Genomic DNA, 20,397 nt, shown 5'->3' with positions numbered 1-20,397 from the left:
TCTTTTGGACGCGCCCTACCCCACCCACTTCTCATAGTCCGATACCAGCAGATGCAGCGGCGCTACATCCTCGTCGATGTTGGAAAAGCGGCCGATCGGCTCGCGGAAGACGTTATCGGTGAGATCGTCATTGACGGTCGAGACCTCGCCGATCAGCACATCCTTGCCCTCGGCCCAGAAGGCATGCCAGACGCCGGGCATCAAGGTGACGCTCTGGCCCGGATCGAGCTTCAGCAGCCCGCCCGCCGGCAAGCGGTGGATGGTGCCGTCGACCGGCACCGACACCTCGGCCTTCGGATCGATCCCGCCGTCGCGATCATGCATGAACAGTTCGAGCACCAGCTTGCCGCCGCCACGGTTGATGATGTCCTCGGCCTTGATGTTGTGGCGGTGCATCGGCGACAGCTGGTCCTTGCGCGAGATCATGATCTTTTCGGCATAGAGCATGCCCATGCCCTTCTTCATGTCGGCGTAGACGCCGTTGCGCACGGTGAACAGAAACAGGCCGAGTTCATCGAACTTCTCCTGTCCGTAGTCGGTGATGTCCCAACCGAGCCGCGAGCTAAAGACGGCGGCGGAGTCCGCCTTGCGCGCCTTCATCTCTTCCGGGCTCCAGTAGGCGAAGGGCGGCATGATGTAGCCGAACGAGCGGATGAAGGCGTCGGCGTCGCGGATAATGTCGTTGATGGTGGAGCGCTTCATGATCATGATCCCTTCTTCAGGCGGTGCCTACAGCGCATAACCGAACACCGATCCGGTGTCGACGTAAACTGCATGCTGGCCTCATGACATCCGGCTCGATCGAGGCCATAAGTCTGGGCAAATTTCCCAAGGTGATATTCATGCTCAGCATAGACGATCTCGATACGCCGGCGATCCTGATCGATGCCGGCCGCGCCGAAGCCAACATCGCGCGTGCGCAGGCCCATGCCGACCGGCATGGGTTGAAACTTAGGCCGCACATCAAGACCCACAAACTGCCTTACTGGGCCAGGAAACAGGTCGCCGCCGGCGCCGTCGGCATCACCTGCCAGAAGATTGGCGAAGCCGAAGTGATGGCCGATGCCGGGCTTGCCGATATTTTTCTACCCTACAACATTCTCGGGCGAGCCAAGCTGGAGCGCTTGCTGGCGCTGCATGGCCGCGTGACGCTTTCGGTAACCGCCGACAGCAAGGAGACGCTTGAGGGACTGGCCGCCACCTTCACCGATGCCGGCCACCCTCTGCCGGTGCTGGTCGAATGCGACACCGGCATGGGGCGCTGCGGCGTCCAGTCGGCCAGCGAGGCGGTGGCGCTGGCGAAAGAGATCGACAGGGCAACGGGGCTTAGCTTCGGCGGGCTGATGACCTACCCGGCTGCCGGTCGGGCCGACGAGGCCGAAGCCTGGCTTGCCGAGGCCAAGCAGGCGCTTGCCGCGTCCGGCCTTGCCTGCGAGCGCATCTCCAGCGGCGGCACACCGGATATGTGGCGCTCCGGCGAGGACAGCGTCGTCACCGAATACCGGCCCGGCACCTACATCTATCTCGACCGCTACCAGGTTGCCAAAGGCGTCGGCAGCCTTGACGATTGCGCGCTGACGGTGCTGTCGACGGTGGTCAGCCATCCGACGCCGACCCGGGCCATCCTCGATTCCGGCAGCAAGGCCTTGTCCAGCGACACGCTGGGGCTTGCCGATTTCGGCGAGTTGCTGGGCATTCCCGGCGCCAGGATCACCGGCCTCAGCGAGGAACATGGCAACATCACGCTTTCGGGCGACGCCAAGCTTCGTATCGGCGAGCGCGTGCGCATCGTGCCCGACCATTGCTGCGTCGTCACCAATCTGTTCGACCAGGTGCATCTGATTGCGGGCGAACAGGTGCTGGAAACGTTGCCGGTGGCCGCGCGCGGCCGCACAGGGTGACGCACATAATCCAAACTCCGAGTTCAAGGTAGCCCTCGGTCGCCCCTGTCTAAGGTCCGGCTTGTCGCCTGCGTTCCCTTACGTCAATCTGCGTTCAGCAGGCTGGCCATTGGATGGATTCCGGCTTTGCTCGGGAGGAAAAAATGGCTTACGCAATCATGCATTATTTTCCTGGTGGCACGAAGGAGCAGTACGAGGCGTCCATCGCCGCGGTGCATCCAGCAGGCGGAAAAAGCCTGCCAAAAGGCCAGGTCTTCCATGTTGCCGGTCCGTCGGCCGGTGGCTGGTCAATTGTTGCGGTTCACGAATCCAAGAAGAATTGGGAGCAGTTCCGGGACGATATCCTGATGCCTCAAATGAAAAAGGGCATCAAGGGCGGGTTCACCTCGCCGCCTCAGGAGACTTCGTTCGAAGTTCACAATCTGCAGAAATGACAGGCCGTTCAGAGACGGCAGACACTTGATTTGTCGGGGCGCCGGCGCAGCGGGCCTTAGATCGGCTACCCCTCCGCCTGCCTCGCCGCCACCCGCCGCATGGCAATCACGCGGCGGCGGCGGATTTCCGTGCGCATCGCCATAAGGTGCAGGGCGAAGAACAGCACGGTGAAGCCAAGCGCCATCACCAGCAAGGGCCACAGCAGGCTGGGATCGATGGTCGGCCCGCCGAGGCGGAACACCGATGCCGGCTGATGCAGCGTGTTCCACCAGTCGACCGAGAATTTGATGATCGGGATGTTGATGAAGCCGACCAAGGTGATGATGGCGGCGGCCCAGGCGGCGCGGCTGGCGTCGTCGAGCGCGCGGGTCAGCGCGATGATGCCGAGATACATCAGAAAGAGGATGAAGACCGAGGTCAGCCGCGCGTCCCACACCCACCAGGTGCCCCACATCGGCTTGCCCCAGATCGAACCGGTGATCAGCGCCAGGGCGGTGAAGACGGCGCCAATGGGTGCGGCGGATTTCAGCGCGACGTCGGCCAGCGGATGGCGCCAGACCAGCGTGCCGAGGGCGGAGATCGCCATCACCGTGTAGCACATCATGGCGAGCCAGGCGAAAGGCACGTGGATATACATGATGCGCACGGTGATGCCTTGCTGGAAATCTTCCGGCGCCGTGAAGCTCATATAAAGCCCGATGGCGAGCACAATGGCGGCGATGGACGCCAGCCAAGGCACGATCCTGTCGGCCAGCCCGACAAAGCGCGTCGGGTTGGCAAGATCCATCCAGCCGGCAAGGCGTGAAGTCGTGTCGCTCATGCGGTTCTACATAGACCGGCGACGCATGGGGGGCAATCGAGTGGTGGTGTCGCAGGGCGCTCTTACCTTCTCTCCTTGTGGGGTGAGGAGCGGTCCGCGCTGGCGGACGAAAAGCCAATTGCTTGGCTTTTCGAGCTTCGAACGCCCTGAGCCTGCGAAGGGCCGGGGTCGCCGATCCACCCTGCCGGGTCCCCGCTGCTTCGCAGCGTCCCGGCGTTCGCCGGCCTTTCATCGTGCCACTGGCACGATGAATTCGCTTACGCGAACCGGCTGCTCACCCCATAAGGGGAGAAGGTAAAGGCACCTGTCAGGCAGCCTGTTCCTGCTGTTGCTGCACGGTGCGGCTGAGGCGGCGAACCTCCTCGTCGTTGAGCAGGCCGCCGGCGCGCAGCAGGCTGGCAAAGCGGCCGTTGCGGATCGACAGTTCGGCGAAACCGCCCATCTCGATCACACGTCCCTTGTCCATGAACACGACAAGGTCGGCGTCGCGAACCGTGGTCAGGCGGTGGGCGATGATGAAGGTGGTGCGGCTGCGCCGCAATTCGTCGATCGCTTCCTTGACGCGGTCCTCGGTCTCGACGTCGAGCGCGCTGGTCGCCTCGTCGAGCACCAGGATTGGCGCGTCCTTGAGCACGGCGCGGGCAATGGCAATGCGCTGGCGCTCGCCACCGGAAAGCTGTCCGCCGCGTTCGCCGACGACCGTATCGTAGCCGGCGCTCTTCGACAGGATGAAATCCTGCGCGGCAGCGGCATTGGCGGCGGCGTGAACCTCGTCATAGGTCGCTTCGGCGCGGCCGACGCGAATGTTGTCCTCGATCGTGCGATTGAGCAGGCCGGCATCCTGGAACACGGTGGCGATCGAGTGGCGCAGCGACTTGCGGGTCACCGCGCGGGTATCGACGCCGTCGATCAGGATGCGGCCGCTGGACGGCGTGAAGACGCGCTGCAAGAGATTGATGAGCGTGGTCTTGCCAGCGCCGGTTGGGCCGACAATGGCGACGGTCTGGCCGGCCTGGACCTCGAAGGACACGTCGTCGACGCCCTGCCCCGAATTGGCGAATTCGAAGCCGACATTCTCGAACCGGACGTGACCGGTGACATTGGCGAGATCGCGCAAACCATCGGGCTCGGCGGATTCGGCCGCGGAGTCCTCGAGCTGGTAGAACTCCTCGAGCTTGGCCCTGGCTTCGGAAATCTGGTTGGCGAATGCCGACATCTGGTCGAGGCGAGCGATCAGCAGCGTGGCAAAGCCGGTAAAGGCAATGACGTCGCCGATGCGCAACTGGCCATGCATCACCAGATAGGAGCCGATCAAAAGCACGATCATCATCGAAATGGTCGACGACAGGCGATGCAGCGCGTTGGCCATCGCCCACCAGTCGAGCACGGGGTTCTGCGCATCGAGCAGGTTCTTGACGTAGCGCTTCAGCGCCTCGGTCTCATGGCCGATGCGGTTGTAGCTCTGCAGCACGGCGACGTTGCTGACGGAATCGGTGACATGCGCGAACACCTGGTGATAGTGCCGCTCGACGGCTGCCTGGCCCTCCTTGGTGCGACGCATGACCAGCCGACCGATGCCGACATAGAGTACGCCGAGGCCCAAGAGCACCAGCGACATCCGCAGATCCATGCTGATCGCGGTCGGCACCAGCAGAACCAGGGCGACGGCGGTGGACAGATGCTGGCGCATGAATTCGAGCCAGAGGCTGAACAGGGTCTCGACCGCGCGCAGCAGCGTGTGCAGCGCGTTGGAGGTGCCGCGCTGATGATGCCAGGCAAGCGGCATGGTGATCACGCGCTCGAACGACTGGCAAAGCACCTCGCTGCGGCGCTTGTGGGCAAAGCGGTCGGCGCCACGCGCCACCAGAACGAAGGCGACGATGTTGAAGGCGCCAAGGCCGGCCCACATCGCCAGCGTCTGGAAGACGGAGCCGCGTTCCGAGATGGCACCGATCACCCGTCCGAACATGATCGGCTCAAGGATGGCTATGGCTGCGAGGGCGACATTCGCGCCGCAGATAAGCGCGACGCGCTTCCTGTCGGCTGCGAGATAACCCAGCGCTCTCCAGTAGATTTGCAGAAGGGACACTTCAGCTTACTCCGCCAAACTATTTATTGTGCACTGCATCATTTTCAGACTCGTACCTGTTGATGCGTCGCAAAACAATGCCCCTGTACCGCGTCAGTTCCCATTTCGCGAACAAAACATGGCGACGGCACGAAATCTGGCGTGATCATCTAACGGTTTGAGATAAAAGGTGAAATGCCAGCCTTGCGGCAAAATCATGGCAGCGGACGGACCCTGCCACAATTTTAATCAGCAAGTGATTGCGCGCGTCCCCGAAGCCCTCGGGCGGCTTGCCGGAGATTATCTCGGGCCAAGTAAAAGCGATGAGCACCGTACGGCCCGCGGACGCTCTCCGATTTCGAATGGATACTGTGGCGCGCCCCAAAAAGGGGCGCGGCATTCCGGAACGCGGCGCTTTAGGCCGGAATCCTGACGATCACGTCGGTCTTGTCGCCGGCCTTGGGTTCGAAAGACGACCCTTTTGTCTTGGTGCCGTTGACCTCGAGCGAGATAGCCTTGGCTTTTTTGTCGCGGATGACGCGAAGCTTGATTTCGGCGCCCAGCATTTTGAGGGTGGCCGAATAGCCATCCCAATGTCCCGGCAGTTTCGGCCTGAACTGGATGCTCTGGCCGCGCCGTTCGATGCCGAGGATGCTTTCGACCGCGGCCCGGTACAGCCAGCCGGCAGAGCCGGTGTACCAGGTCCAGCCGCCCCGCCCGCCCTTGCCTTCGCCGGCATAGATATCGGCGGCGACGACATAGGGCTCGACCCGATAATGCTCGGCCGCACCCTCATCGAGGGCGTGGTTGGCCGGGTTGAGCATCGCGAAACAGCGGTAGGCGTCGTCGGTGCGCCCCATCTCGGCGAGCGCGATGACGAACCAGGTCGCCGCATGGGTGTACTGGCCGCCATTCTCGCGGACACCCGGCGGATAGCTCTTGATGTAGCCCGGATCCTTCTCCGTCCTGGAGAAGGGCGGGGTGAACAGCTTGACGATCTTGAGCTCGTCATCGACGAGCATCTTTGTCGCCTGCTGCATGGCCGTGGTCGAGCGCGCCGGATCGCCCTCGCCCGAGAGCACGCTCCACGACTGGGCGATCGAGTCGATCTTGCATTCGTCGGAATCGTGCGACCCCAGTGGCGTGCCGTCGTCAAAGCTGCCGCGGCGATACCATTGCCCGTCCCAGGCGGTGCTTTCCAGCGCCCGCTTCAGCACGTCGGCATGCTTGGTCCAAGCCTGCCCTCGCTTGCTGTCGCCTTGCGTCTTGGCGACAGCGGCAAAGTCGCCCAGCGTCTTCAGAAGGAACCAGCCCAGCCAGACGCTCTCGCCCCTGCCCTGCTCGCCGACGCGGTTCATGCCGTCGTTCCAGTCGCCGCCAAGGATCAGCGGCAGTCCGGCAGGGCTGCTGCGCTTGACGGCAAGGTCGAGCGCCCGCGCGCAATGGTCGTAGAGCGAGGCGGTGGTCTTGGAGATTTCAGGGGTGAAGAAGGCATCGTGCTCGCCCTCACCCAGCACCTGCCCGTCGATGAAGGGCAGTTGCTCCTTGAGGATCGCGGTGTCGCCGGTCACCAGCAGATAACGTGCGGTGGCGTGCGCCAGCCAGACCACGTCGTCCGAGATCATGGTGCGCACGCCCGCATCGGTGCGCGGCAACCACCAATGCTGCACATCGCCCTCGGGGAATTGCCGCCGCGCCGCGTTGAGGATCTGGTCGCGCGCCAGTTTCGGATCGTGCGCCAGAAGGGCCAGCGTGTCCTGCAGCTGGTCGCGGAAGCCGAAGGCGCCACTCGCCTGGTAGAAGGCGGAGCGGGCGCGGATGCGGCAGGCAAGGCTCTGATAGGGCAGCCAGTGGTTGACCATGGCGTCGAGCGCCTTGTCCGGCGTCTCGACCTGGATGGTGTCGAGGAAGCCGCGCCACTCGCGCTCATTGTCGGCCAGCCGCTGATCGAAATCCTTACCGCGGTGGGTCTGCACCAGGGCACTGGCCTCCTCGGGAGAAGCTGCGTCGCCGAGCAGCCAGAGCAGTGTCACGTCGCCGCCGGCGGGGATGTCGACGTCGCGTGCGATGGCAGCACAAGGATCGTCGCCAGCCTCGACCCGGCCCGACAGGCCAGCACCGCTCAGCACAGCGTGCGGCAGCTGGCTGGTGCCGTTCCTGCCGATGAACTCGCCGCGGTCGGATGTCACCGAATGCACGGCGCCATCGGCGGCCAGGAAAGCCACCCGTTCGGCAAAATCCAGCCCGTAGGGATTTTGCGCCAAGAGCGCGCCGGTGGCGGCATCCCTTGACGAAACGATGGTTGCAGCCGTGCGCGACCGATGACCGCCAAGCACCCATTCGGCATAGGCGTAGACGCGCAGCCGCGCCGGCAGCGAACCCGAATTCTGGATGCGCAGCCGCGTGATCTTCACCGGGTCGAGCGGATCGACGACATGGGTCAGGTCCATCGACAGCGGCCCGCGCCTGGAGCGGAAGGTCGAAAAGCCCTGGCCGTGCCATGTCTCATAGGTCATGGCCGGATCGCGCACCACGGCGGCTGTCGGCGAGAACGCCCGGCCGCTGGCATGGTCGTAAATGTAGATGCCCTCGCCCGGCCGGTTTGAGACCGGATCGTTCGACCACGGCGTCAGCTGATAGTCGCGACTGTTGCGGCTCCAGGTGAAGGCAGCGCCCTCCGCCGAAACGTGGAAGCCGAACGAGGCGTTGGAGACGACGTTGATCCATGGCTGCGGCGTTGTGCGCCGGCCGGCAAGGCGGGTGACATAGTGGCGTCCGTCGCCTTCGAAGCCGCCAAACCCGTTCCACAGGCTGAGACCGCTGCCGTCAGCACTGCTATCGACCGGAGCATGAAATACCGGCGCGCTCGGCACCGGCAAGGACGGTTCGCGAAGGGTTGTCGTACCCGGCGGCAACAGTGCATCGCGCGCCTGCAGCGCTGCCGCCTCGGCGCGCTCGATCTGGTCGAAGATGGTGCCGTTGCGGGTGTGCAGCACGACGCGGGCGACGGCGAGCAAGGTCTTGTAGGTCGCCTCGTCCATCAGGTCGCGGCGCACGGCAAAGATGTGCTGGCGCGGCCCGAGTTCCTTGCCGCGCAAGCGGCTGTTTTCGCACAGCGTCTCGACGGCGCGCTGCAGGTCCTGCACGTAGGACGAAGCCTGCTCGTTGACGACGACGAAGTCGATCATCATGCCGCGGGCGCGCATGTACTCCTGGAAGCGAAGCGCCTGGGCGACGATCTCCAGATCGGCGACGTCGCCGATCCTGACCAGGAAGATCGGGAAGTCGCCGGAGATGCTGGTCGGCCACAGGCTGGATTGCTTGCCGAGCCCCGACGCGATGGATTCCGCGGGAAGGCGCAGGAACGGATCGGGATAGATCAGGTAGCGCGCCAGCTTCTGCACATTGGCGGCGTCGGTCAGGCTGAGGCCGAGATGGCGTGTCTGCACCTGGCTGCGCGTCCAGGCGAGCATCGCCTGGCGGGCGAAGCTTTCGGGATGATCGAGCCGCGCGACGGCTTCATCCAGTTCGGCACGGTTGGCGCCAACCACGGTCCAGAAGGTCAGCGAGATCTTCTTGTTGGCGGGAACGCGCACTTGCCGGCGCAGCGAAGCGACCGGGTCGAGCGTGAAACCGGAATGGCCGCCAAGCTTGGCGCCCTGGTCGAAGGCAGCCGCCTCGGCGATGGTGCGGCCGCGACCGATGAAGGCGCGACGATCGGTCTCCGCCTCGGCGTCACGCGCCGACCCGGACGGATCGGTGACGAAATGCACCACGGTGACGTCTGGTTCATTCTTGTCGCGCTTGCGCCGAGTGGCGAAGATCGCCGCGTTGTTGGCCGCGATCTCGGTTTCCACGAACATCTTGGAAAAGGCCGGATGTGCATTGTCCGACGTCTCGGAACCCAGAACCAGCTCGGCAAAGGAGGTTACTTCGATATGACGGTCGGTGGCGCCGTCATTGAACAGCGTGACCCGCCGTCCCTCGCCATTGCCTTCCGAGATGACGATGCATTCGACCTCGGAACGTAGCGATCCCACCGATTTGACGAAACTCGCCTTGTCGTCGGAAAACAGCGTCTGCACGCGTTCGTCGGTTGCACGCTTCGGCTCTGATGTCGCCGACCACCAGTCGCCGGTGCCGGCATCCCTAAGGAAGATATAGGAGCCAAGCCGGTCCTCGGTCGGGTCCGGCTGCCAGCGGGTGACGGCAAGTTCGCCCCAGCGGCTATAGCCGGAGCCGGTGGCGGTGACCATGACCGAGTAGCGGCCATTGGACATGACGCTGGTCGAACGCAGCGCCTTGGCCGGATCGAGGATGATGCGGGAATCCGGGCTCTCAAGCTCGGTTTCGTCCTTCGAGCGCTCGTCGGCCTCGGTCCTGACGGTGGCGGTCGGGATGTCGCGCGGCGCCCTCTCCTGCAGCAGCAGTTCGGCCGATTCGATTACCGGGTCGCTGTGGAAGCGGTCGCGCAGGCGGCCTTCGAAGATAGCGTTGGCAACGGCGGCGATCGACATGCCGGAGTGGTGGGCCATGTAGTTCAAGACGACGGCATGGTCAGTGCCTTCAGGCACGCGCTGCGGCGTGAAATCGACTGCGTCGTAGTAGCCGTGCCGGCCAAGGGCGCCGATCGCCTTCAACCTGGCCAGATTCCGGACGGATTCGCGCGGCGTGAACTGCGCCGCCAGCACGGTCGCGTAAGGCGCGATCACCGTGTTCTGGCCCAGGCCGCGCTTCAGGCCGAGGCCGGGCACGCCGAAATTGGTGTACTGGTAGGTCAGTTCGCGATCGCGGGCGTTGTAGGCCGCTTCCGAAATCCCCCATGGCACGTTCTTCGAGCGGGCATACTGGATCTGGCGCTTGATGATCAGCTTGCTGGTCTGGTTGAGGATCGAGCCTTGCGGCTCCTTCATCACCAGCGGCGGCATCAGATATTCGAACATCGAACCGGACCAGGACATCAGCGCACCCTGGAAACCGATCTCGACGATCGGCCGGCCAAGCCGGAACCAGTGCTCGGTCGGCAGGTCGCCCTTGGCGATGGCGAACAGGCTGGTCAGCCGCGCCTCCGAGGCGAGCAGGTCGTAGCAACTCTCGTCGAGCTGGTGTTCCTCGACCCGGTAGCCGATCGACAGCAGCTTGCGCTCCTGCCGCAGCAGGAAGGCGAATTCCATCTCGAAGGCAAAGCGGCGCGTACGCTCGCGCAACGCCAGCAGCTTGGCACGCAAGGCTTCGATGGCGTTTTCGTCGCTGTGCGAGTCATGCACATGCGCCTCGCAGGTCGCCTCCAGCCGCGCCGCCCAGTCGGCGATGACGTCGCTGCGCGGCGATGCGGCTTCGGTGTGGATGGCGGTCGCGAGCTTGCGAATCTCGCCGGCGAGCACCGCCAGGTTGATGGTACGGATCGACGCCATTTCCGGCTGCGCCTTGATCGTCATCACCGCGCGCCGCATTCCGTCAAGGCGGTCGGCCAGACGCTGGCGCAACGGCCTGAGCTGACGGCGGTCGTCGGGCAGTTCCTCGAGGCTCTCGTCGAGGATCGTCACCGTATCGAGAACGCCTTCGAAATCGCCCTGAAGATGCACGGACGGCGCTTCGGCCCATTCGGCGCAGGCGGCAGCCACTGCCACCAGGTGGCCAGCGAGATTGCCGCTGTCGACGGCCGAGATGTAGAGCGGATAGAGCGGCTTCAGCGTCGTCGTGTCGTACCAGTTGAACAGATGGCCGCGGTTGCGGGGCATGCTCTCGATGGTCGTCATCGTGGCATCGATGCGGGTGATGGCATCGGACAGGCTGATCCAGCCGAAATCGCGCGCTGAAACCACGGATAGCAGATAGACGCCGATATTGGTCGGCGACGTGCGCGGCGCGACGACCGGCGCCGGGCTTTCCTGGAAATTGTCCGGCGGCAGATTGTGATGTTCTGACGTCACGAAGGTTTCGAAATAATGCCAGGTGCGACGCGCCACCGTGCGCAGCGCATGGATGTCGGCCGCCGATATGCGCAGCCGGTCCTCGGTTTCGGCAGAACGGCTGATCCAGGCGGCAATGGCCGGCGAACCGATCCAGAACAAAGCGAAGAAGAAGGCAACGAAGGCGCCGGTGGAATCGGCCAGCACCGGAATGGCGAGGCCGACGAAGCCGATGATCACGGCGCCATACATCATGCCGTAATAGGAGCCGATATCGTTGTCGCCGCTCTTATGCGCCTGCGACGCCGTGCGCCATTCCAACAGGTTCTGTCGGCTGACGAACAGGCGGTAGAGCGTACGCACAATGGCATCGCCCATCATCCAGGCATTGTGCGCCATCAGCACGATCTTCAGCGCCACCATGGCGGTGCCAAAGGCGACATCGCGCGCCAAAGCGGAGAAGTGGCCACGCGCCGTCTGGTCGCCACTCTTCGGCAGGATGGCGTTGACGATATTGAAGGTCGGCGCCATGAACAGGCTGAGGATCAGCAGGGCCTGCCATTGCGCGGCCTGCGTGAACGGCAGCAGCGTCCAGCCGGCGATCGCCGCCATCACCCAGAAGATCGGCGTCAGCGAGCGGCGCAAATTGTCGACCATCTTCCAGCGCGACAGCGCCGGCACGCCGGAGCGCGGGTCGAGGATGAAACCGAGAAGCTGCCAGTCGCCACGCGCCCAGCGATGGTGACGCGACGCATCGACCGAATAGCGGGTCGGATAGTCCTCGACCAGCTCGACGTCGGTGACCAGCGCCGAGCGCGCCAGCGCGCCTTCGAGCAAGTCGTGGCTGAGAATGGTGTTTTCCTCGATGCGGCCTTTCAGCGCCGCCTCGAAGGCGTCGACGTGATAGAGGCCCTTGCCGGTGAAGGAGCCGTCGCCGAAGACGTCCTGGTAGAGATCCGACACGGCAAAGACGTAAGGATCGAGACCGCGATTGGCGGAAAACACCCGCTGGAAGAACGAGGCGTCGTCGCCGCTGGTCAGGGACGCGGTGATGCGCGGCTGCAGGATGGTGTAACCGGCGGTCACAACGCGCTTGGCCGCGTCGAAATGCGGACGGTTGAGCGGGTGGCAAAGCTTACCGACCAGCGTGGCGACTGCGTCACGGGTGGTGCGAGTATCGGCGTCCAGCGTCATGACGTGAACGACGTTCTCCGGCAACGGCACACCGGGCGGCAGGAAAGTCGTATCGCTGTCGCCGCGCAGCAGCAGATCCAGTTCGTGCAACTTGCCGCGCTTGCGCTCCCAGCCCATCCAGCAGCCTTGAGCGGCATTGTAGAGCCGGCGGCGGTGCAGGACATAGAAGCGCGGTGCGCCCTCTGAGGGATAGCGGGCATTCAGCCGGGCGATCTCGTCGCGGGCATATTGCAGGATCTCGACGTCGGCCGCATCGATTTCGGTCTTCGAGTCCGGCCAGTCCGAAAGCAGCGCGAAATGGATTTCATCGGCCGTGTTGGCGAGATGATGCACTTCGATGTTGCGGATGCTTTCCTCGACGTCGTCGCGCGAGCCGATCAGCGATGGCACCACGACCAGCGTGCGCGCCTCGGCCGGCACGCCGTGCCTGTAGTCATAGCCGATGAGCCGCGTCGGCTTCAGGAACAGCGACACGACGGTGTTGAAGAAGGCGAGTGCGCCTTCGCTCGCCGGCACGGCAAACAGCACCAGCATGAGGACGATCGACGGCACCGACAGGCCGAGATTGGCCAGCGCATTGCCGGAAAGGACCAGAAGCAGCGCCGTCAGCGCAAACACTGGCACGACGATGCCGAGCCAGCCGGTCCTGGCGAATGCCCGTTTGACCGCAACACTGATGGTCGGCCGATAGCCGATCGCCTTTTCCAGCTCCTGCCGGCGCGGACCGACGAGAAAGAACCCGACATCGGCCTTGGCAACCGGATCGGAAGGGGTCGCATAAGTGCCTGAGGCATCGCCTGGAGCGGCATGGCCGGCAAGCTCGATCGCCGTTTCAGCGACACGAAATTCGGAAAGATCGGAGCGGCGCGCCAGCTCCTCGATCGAAGTCCGATACTGGTCGCGCGAGAAGAAATCGAGTGCGGCGAAATCGGTGCGTTCGCGCAGCAGCGTGTCGATGCGGCTGACGCCCTCGAACCACACCGTCCAGTCGACGTCGTTGATGAGACGCAGGCCGCGGATGATGTTGCCGGTGGTGACGTTGCCGCCGGACAGCGTGCGATGCTCGCTGATGATGATTTCCTCGGCGTCGGAGCCGGTCTTCTCGAGCTCACCCTCCAGCCATTCCAGCGCCCGGCCGGCATTCTGCGATCCATCGCGCAGGCGGTAGAGCAACTGGGTGGCGAAGGTGGTGTCCTGCGCATGGGCGCCGTAGTTTGCAAGGATCGCCTGGCGGTCGGCGCTGTCGTCGGTGGCCAGCACGCGGTCGGCGACCTCATTGGCAATCTGGCGCATCTGCCTTGTGCGGTTGACGCGAACCGCGATGCGGCGAAGGTTTTCGATCAGGACGAAGCGCAGCAGCGACGGCAGCGCCCACAGCTCGCCGATCTTCAGCGGCTCGATGAACTGAAAACCCTCGACGATCGACTTGAACATGGTCGCCGAGACCGAGCTGTCGGAATGCGCGACATAGGTCCATGCCAGCGCCAGCGCGCGCGGCACGGTGGCGCGTTCGGACAGCTTCAGGGTCGGCAACTGGCGGTAGAAACGGCGCGGCAGGTCGCGCTTGACCTGGAAAATGGTCTCTTCGACCAGATAATTGTTGTCGAGCAGCCATTGCGCCGCCGGTGTGATGGTTTCGCCCCGCGCCTGCGCGGCATTGGTCGAGCGGTAGACTTCGAGAATCTTCTTGGCGCTGTCGCGGATGCGCGCCTGGAAGTCGAATGGCGTCAGGCCAAACAGATCCGCAAGGTCGCCCTTGGCAAGGCTGACGCCCAGCGTGCGCAGACGATCCTCCGGCAGGAAATTGGAGCGTATCGGCTCTTCGGTGATGGCCGGGAAGCTGGCGCTCGTCTTTTCGATCTGGGCAGGATTCGTCTGAATATTCATTGAAAATTCCGCATGGGGGGACGCAATGCGGCGTCACCGCCACGGCAATGTCCCTAAAACCGTTTCAAATGCAATTGGTTGCATCGCAACACTTGGCCGAAAGTTTGTTTTCGCACCGCGACAGGGCGTCATCCCTCAGCAACTCAAAGACGAGCGCCCCACGCTCCCGTCCGCATTTGATCGACGGAAGGATTCGGGCTTTTTCGTGATACGGCCAACAGCTTACGCGATATTTCGCCAGGGTTGCGATCATGTTTGGCAACAGGCGTTAATCGTTGCCGGAAACACCTTCGATGCGGATGACGAACAGGGTCGTCTCCCCGGCCGGCTCGAGGCGCAATTTCCCGGCCCCAGGCCCGAGCAGCAGCGCGTCGAGCGGTCCGATGCTGACCGGTGCTACACCGGCCACCGTGACATCGCCGTCGAGAGGCAGAACGAGGGTCGTATCGGCCGCCGGCTGAACCTCGGTTGGAGCGGAAAGCAGCAAGCGCTCGACCGTGTGGGTCATCCGCCCGCGGCGGGTCATGACGTTGAGATCGGTGATCGGACCGGCGATCAGCGCGGCTGATGTCGACACATCGGCCGGAAAGGCAAGCGGAGCGGAAACCCTGGTCAAGGTGGCCGGCGGCTGGCCGGCGATATCAAGGATGATGCCCTCGCCTTCCAGCACGGCCAGCGTTCGATCGACGCCGGCAAAGCCGGAGAATGGCCCGCCGCTGTCGACCCGCGCCATCGACACGCGCCAGTCGAAATCGTCGAGCCCGGCGCCGTCAGGTGAAACGGCGATCTCGGTCGTCGTGCCGCCGCCATTCTTCCACGGCATGACGCGGTAGTCGGCTGCCCGCAGGATGCGCATTTGTGCTGCTCAGCCGAGAATGCCTGGCAAATTGAGCTGGTGCTCCTTGGCGCAGGCAATCGCAATGTCGTAACCGGCATCGGCGTGGCGCATGACGCCGGTCGCCGGGTCGTTCCAAAGAACGCGCTCCAGGCGCTTGGCCGCTTCGCGGGTGCCGTCGGCGACGATGACCATGCCGGCATGCTGCGAAAAGCCCATGCCGACGCCGCCGCCATGGTGCAGCGACACCCAGGTGGCGCCAGACGCGGTATTAAGCAGTGCATTGAGCAACGGCCAGTCGGAGACGGCATCCGAGCCGTCCTTCATCGATTCCGTCTCGCGGTTCGGCGAGGCGACCGAGCCGGAATCGAGATGATCGCGGCCGATGACCACTGGTGCCTTGAGTTCGCCCTTGGCCACCATCTCGTTGAAGGCCAGTCCCAGCCTGTGCCTATCGCCGAGACCGACCCAGCAGATGCGGGCCGGCAGGCCCTGGAAGGCGATGCGCTCGCGCGCCATGTCGAGCCAGTTGTGCAGATGGGTGTTGCCGGGCGTCAGTTCGCGAACCTTGGCGTCGGTCTTGTAGATATCCTCGGGATCGCCGGAGAGAGCCGCCCAGCGGAACGGGCCGATGCCGCGGCAAAACAGGGGGCGGATATAGGCCGGCACGAAGCCCGGGAAGGCAAAGGCGTTCTCGAAACCCTCATCCTTGGCCACCTGGCGGATGTTGTTGCCGTAGTCGAGCGTCGGCACGCCGGCGTTCCAGAACGCGACCATGGCCTCGACATGCTCGCGCATCGACGCACGCGCCGCCTTTTCGACCACCTTTGGATCGGAGACGCGCTTCTCGCGCCATTCAGCCATCGTCCAGCCCTTCGGCAGATAGCCGTTGATGGGGTCGTGCGCCGAAGTCTGGTCGGTGACCATGTCGGGGCGAATACCGCGCCTGAACATTTCCGGGACGATCTCGGCCGTATTGCCGAGCAGGCCGACCGACTTCGCCTCGCCGGCCTTCGTCCAGCGCTCGATCATCGCCATCGCCTCATCGAGCGTCTCGGCCTTCTCGTCGACGTAGCGGGTGCGCAGGCGGAAATCGATCGAGTCCGGATTGCATTCGATCGCCAGGCAACACGCGCCGGCCATGACGGCCGCCAGCGGTTGGGCGCCGCCCATGCCGCCGAGGCCGCCGGTCAGGATCCATTTTCCCTTGAGATTGCCGCCATAGTGCTGGCGACCGGCTTCGACGAAGGTCTCGTAGGTGCCCTGCACGATGCCTTGCGTGCCAATATAGATCCACGAGCCGGCCGTCATCTGGCCGTACATCATGAGACCCTTCTTATCGAGCTCGTTGAATTTATCCCAGGTCGCCCAGTGCGGCACGATGTTGGAATTGGCAATGAGTACGCGCGGCGCATCGGCGTGGGTGCGGAACACACCGACCGGCTTGCCCGACTGCACCAGCAGCGTCTCGTCGTCGCCAAGCGTCTTCAGCGAGGCGACGATCTGGTCGAAATCGTTCCAGGTGCGGGCGGCACGGCCGATACCGCCATAGACGACCAGCTCATTGGGGTTCTCGGCGACCTCCGGGTCGAGATTGTTCATCAGCATGCGCAAAGGCGCTTCGGTCTGCCAGCTCCGGGCGTTGAGCTTGTTGCCGCGGGGGCTGCGGACTTCACGAATGTTGTGGCGAGGATCGTTCATGTCGTTCCCTTTCGAATGAGATGTGCGGCGCGGCTCAGCGCTCAGCCCATGAAATCGCGTTTTCGAGAATTTTCTTCAGCGTCGCGCGGATCGGCGCTGCGAATTCGGCGTCATAAGGCACGGGCCAAGTGTCGGGTGCGCCCTTCCCCTCGGGCTCACGCATGTAGCCGCGATTAGACAACTCCATCTGCAGCGCATGGACGCCGTTCTGCGGTTGGCCGAAATGGCGCGTAATCCAACCGCCCTTGAAACGGCCATTGACAACAGACGTTTCGCCGGTCTCGGCCATGATCTGGCCGACCATCGCTTGCAGCACAGGGTCGGCGCTCTTGCCGTCATTGGTGCCGAGGTTGAACACCGGCAGTGTGCCCTCGAACAGGCGTGGCAGCACCGAGCGGATCGAATGGCAGTCATAGACCACGATTTTTTCGTGGAGGGCACGCAGCCTATCGATCTCGGCCTGCAGGGCAGCATGATAGGGCACGAAGAATTTCTCGCGCCGTTCGTCGACCTCCGATGGCCCCGGCTCCTCGCCCTCGCGGTAAAGCGGGTCGCCGTCGAAAGTCTCCGTCGGGCAGAGACCGGTCGTCGCCTGGCCGGGATAGAGTGAAGCGCCCGAGGGATCGCGATTGACGTCGATGACGGTGCGCGAGATCGCCGTGTGAACGACGGTCGCTCCGAGGCCGGCGGCGAAATCATAGAGATTGTCGATCCACCAGTCGCAATCGCGGCGGCCGAGCCAAGGCGATACCAGCCGGTTTTCGAGGCCGGAGAGATCGATGCCGGTATGCGGGATCGACACCAGCAGAGGTGCCGTGCCGCGCGTCACGGTGAGCCAGTTGGTCACAATGCCGCTCCCGAAATGGATGGCAGCGCGATTGCGCTTGCCGCCCTGACAGCTGCGCCGCTGCGCACCATGACGATGGCCTTTTCCATGTCTGGGTGGAAATGCCGGTCATTGTCGAGATGCGGCACTTCGGCCCGCACCAGCTTGCGCACCGCTTCAAGGGCTACGCTCGACGCCAAAGGCGCATGGAAATCGCAGCCTTGTGCCGCGGCCAGCAATTCGATGCCGATGACTGCCGTCGCGTTCTCGACCATGCCAATCAGCCGGCGCGCGCCGTGCGCTGCCATCGACACGTGGTCCTCCTGGTTGGCGGAGGTCGGGATGGAATCGACGCTGGCCGGATAGGCTTTCTGCTTGTTCTCGGAGACGAGTGCGGCCGCCGTCACCTGAGGGATCATGAAGCCGGAGTTCAAGCCGGGCTTCGGCGTCAGGAAGGCCGGCATGCCGGACAGCGCCGGATCGACCAGCATGGCGATGCGGCGCTCCGACAGCGAGCCGATCTCGCAGACGGCAAGCGCGATCATGTCGGCGGCGAAGGCCACCGGCTCGGCGTGGAAATTGCCGCCGGAAAGTGCTGTGTCGTCCTCGGCGAAGATCAGCGGATTGTCGGTGACGCCATTGGCCTCCGTGCCGAGCGTATCGGCGGCCTGGCGCAGCACGCTGAGGGCAGCGCCCATCACCTGCGGCTGGCAGCGCAAGCAGTAGGGATCCTGCACGCGCTCGTCACCAACGCGGTGCGATTCACGGATGGCACTGCCGGCCATCAGATTGCGCAGCGCCTGCGCCGTCTCGATCTGGCCGGGGTGTTTCCTGAGTAGATGGATGCGCGGATCAAAGGGCGCGTCCGAGCCTTTTGCGGCATCGGTCGACAGCGCGCCGGCGACCAGCGCCGACTGATAGAGCACTTCAGCCTCGAACAAGGCAGCCAGCGCATAGGCGGTCGAAAACTGGGTGCCATTGAGCAGCGCGAGGCCTTCCTTGGCGCCGAGCGTCACCGGCTCCAGCCCGTGCGAGACGAAAGCGACCTTGGCCGGGAAACGGCCATGCGGGGTAAAACATTCGCCGACACCGATCATCACCGCCGTCATATGCGACAGCGGCGCGAGGTCGCCTGAGGCGCCGACCGAGCCTTGCGCCGGCACAACAGGAATGACGTCGTTGGCCAGCATCGCTTCCAGAAGTTCGATGGTCTGTGGCCGCACGCCTGAAGCGCCCTGCGCCAGACTGGCCAGCTTCAGCGCCATCATCAGCCTGGTAACAGCGACCGGCATCGGCTCGCCGACACCGGCGGCATGCGACAGCACGATGTTGCGCTGCAGGGTTTCGAGATCGGCAGCGGGAATGCGGACGCTGGCCAGTTTGCCGAAGCCGGTGTTGATGCCATAGACCGGTTCACCCTTGGCGACGATGCGGGCGACCGCCTCGGCACTGGCCTTGATTTTGGGACGGCACGCATCGTCCAGCTTCGGCACGGCGCCACGATAGATGGCGCGCCATTCGGCCAGCGTTGCGTTGCCGGGCTTGAGGGTGAGTTCGGTCATTGTCCTCTCCAGATGCGGGCATGCAGCGGGTTGAAGCCCATGCGATAGACGAGTTCGGCCGGGCGCTCGATGTTCCAGATCGCCAGGTCGGCGGATTTTCCCGCCTCGAGTGTGCCGGTCTGGCCCAGCAGCCCAAGCGCACGCGCGGCCTCGCGGGTGACGCCGGCCAGACATTCGTCGACCGTCAGGCCAAAGAGCGTCGCCGCCATGTTCATGGTCAAAAGCAGCGAGGTCAGCGGTGAGGTGCCGGGATTGTTGTCGGTGGCAACCGCCATTTTGACGCCGTGCTGGCGAAACAGGCCGACCGGCGGCTTCTTGGTCTCGCGGATGAAGTAGTAGGCGCCGGGCAGGATCGTCGCCACGGTTCCGGCCTTGGCCATCGCCGCGGCGCCCGCCTCGTCGGTGTATTCGAGGTGATCGGCCGACAGCGCATCATAGCGCGCGGCGAGTTCGGCGCCGTGCAGGTTGGAGAGCTGATCGGCATGGAGTTTTACGGGCAGGCCTGCCGCCTTGGCTGCATCGAAGACGCGCGCCATCTGCTCCGGCGAAAAGGCAATGCCTTCGCAAAAACCGTCGACGGCGTCTGCCAGGCCTTCGGCGGCGACCGCTGGGAGAATCGTCTTTGCCACCAGATCGATAAAAGCATCCTTGTCGCCCTTGGCTTCCGGCGGCAGGGCGTGAGCGCCGAGGAAGGTTGTGCGCACCGTCACCGGCCGCTCTTTGCCCAACTGCCGCGCCGCGCGCAGCGATTTTGTCTCGTTTTCGAGGTCGAGCCCGTAGCCCGACTTTATTTCGACTGTGGTGACGCCTTCGGCGATCAGCGCATTGAGGCGCGGCAGCGACTGAGCGACCAGTTCGTCCTCGCTGGCGGTTCGCAGCGCCTTGACCGAGGAGACGATACCGCCGCCGGCCCTGGCGACCTCTTCATAGGTGGCGCCGGCAAGCCGCATCTCGAATTCGTTGGCGCGGTTGCCGGCATGGACGAGGTGGGTATGGCAGTCGATCAGCCCAGGCGTGATCCAGCGGCCTTCGCAATCGATGGTCTCCGCGCCCTGAGCGAGCGCCGCCGGCATCTCCGTTTCGGGGCCGGCAAAGACAATGAGACCATGGCGCGCGGCAACAGTCCCGTGTTCGACGATGCCGAGGCCAGCGGCGCTTTCGGCCATGGTCGCCAGGCGCGCATTGCACCAGATGCGAACCGCCCCTGCCCGGCTTTTGCTTTCTGCAGCCATCATCTTTTCCGTTTGATTGGATGA

Annotated in this window: 11 protein-coding genes; 2 read left to right on the top strand and 9 right to left on the bottom strand. The window is 64.2% G+C overall.

All coding sequences use genetic code 11. The features are described 5' to 3' along the window. Positions 1-15: 15 nt before the first annotated feature. Positions 16-702: a D-lyxose/D-mannose family sugar isomerase gene (locus AC1D0N_RS07240; RefSeq protein ID WP_477243110.1), complete on the bottom strand. Its 687-nt coding sequence runs from the start codon at positions 700-702 to the stop codon at positions 16-18. 140 nt (positions 703-842) lie between these two features. Here AC1D0N_RS07240 and AC1D0N_RS07235 point away from each other — a divergent pair, with 140 nt between their 5' ends. Together AC1D0N_RS07235 and AC1D0N_RS07230 are read left to right on the top strand one after the other, a co-directional pair. Then, the gene (locus tag AC1D0N_RS07235; protein ID WP_477242749.1) at positions 843-1,901 is read left to right on the top strand and encodes a D-TA family PLP-dependent enzyme; all 1,059 of its coding nucleotides are present in this window, start codon (positions 843-845) and stop codon (positions 1,899-1,901) included. 143 nt (positions 1,902-2,044) lie between these two features. Next, positions 2,045-2,335: a hypothetical protein gene (locus AC1D0N_RS07230; RefSeq protein WP_477242748.1), complete on the top strand. Its 291-nt coding sequence runs from the start codon at positions 2,045-2,047 to the stop codon at positions 2,333-2,335. A gap of 65 nt (positions 2,336-2,400) precedes the next feature. On the opposite strand, the gene AC1D0N_RS07225 is transcribed toward AC1D0N_RS07230, so the two are convergent. The 8 genes from AC1D0N_RS07225 to hutI form a co-directional block, all read right to left on the bottom strand. After that, positions 2,401-3,156: a heme ABC transporter permease gene (locus AC1D0N_RS07225; RefSeq protein ID WP_477242747.1), complete on the bottom strand. Its 756-nt coding sequence runs from the start codon at positions 3,154-3,156 to the stop codon at positions 2,401-2,403. A 307-nt stretch (positions 3,157-3,463) separates the two neighbouring features. Continuing rightward, on the bottom strand, positions 3,464-5,245 hold the full coding sequence (locus tag AC1D0N_RS07220; protein ID WP_477242746.1) for a glucan ABC transporter ATP-binding protein/ permease: 1,782 nt from the start codon (positions 5,243-5,245) through the stop codon (positions 3,464-3,466). A gap of 395 nt (positions 5,246-5,640) precedes the next feature. Next, on the bottom strand, positions 5,641-14,217 hold the full coding sequence (locus tag AC1D0N_RS07215) for a glycoside hydrolase family 94 protein (RefSeq protein ID WP_477242745.1): 8,577 nt from the start codon (positions 14,215-14,217) through the stop codon (positions 5,641-5,643). Between the two features lie 268 nt (positions 14,218-14,485). Further along, complete coding sequence (locus AC1D0N_RS07210) at positions 14,486-15,073, bottom strand: HutD/Ves family protein (RefSeq protein WP_477242744.1); 588 nt, start codon at positions 15,071-15,073, stop codon at positions 14,486-14,488. A 9-nt stretch (positions 15,074-15,082) separates the two neighbouring features. Next, positions 15,083-16,753, bottom strand: coding sequence for a urocanate hydratase (gene hutU / locus AC1D0N_RS07205; RefSeq protein ID WP_477242743.1), 1,671 nt, complete (start codon positions 16,751-16,753; stop codon positions 15,083-15,085). A 34-nt stretch (positions 16,754-16,787) separates the two neighbouring features. Beyond that, positions 16,788-17,603 (bottom strand): N-formylglutamate deformylase, encoded by an 816-nt coding sequence (hutG, locus tag AC1D0N_RS07200; RefSeq protein ID WP_477243109.1) that lies wholly within the window; start codon positions 17,601-17,603, stop codon positions 16,788-16,790. Beyond that, complete coding sequence (hutH, locus tag AC1D0N_RS07195) at positions 17,597-19,141, bottom strand: histidine ammonia-lyase (RefSeq protein ID WP_477242742.1); 1,545 nt, start codon at positions 19,139-19,141, stop codon at positions 17,597-17,599. Before hutH ends, hutG begins: the two co-directional genes overlap by 7 nt. Then, positions 19,138-20,373, bottom strand: a complete 1,236-nt coding sequence (hutI, locus tag AC1D0N_RS07190; protein WP_477242741.1) for an imidazolonepropionase — start codon at positions 20,371-20,373, stop codon at positions 19,138-19,140. Before hutI ends, hutH begins: the two co-directional genes overlap by 4 nt. Positions 20,374-20,397 lie beyond the last annotated feature (24 nt).

Source organism: Mesorhizobium sp. P2_E10 (assembly GCF_056404235.1).
The sequence above is the reverse complement of the archived record's forward strand: the minus strand, read 5'-3'. Positions and strand labels throughout refer to the sequence as shown.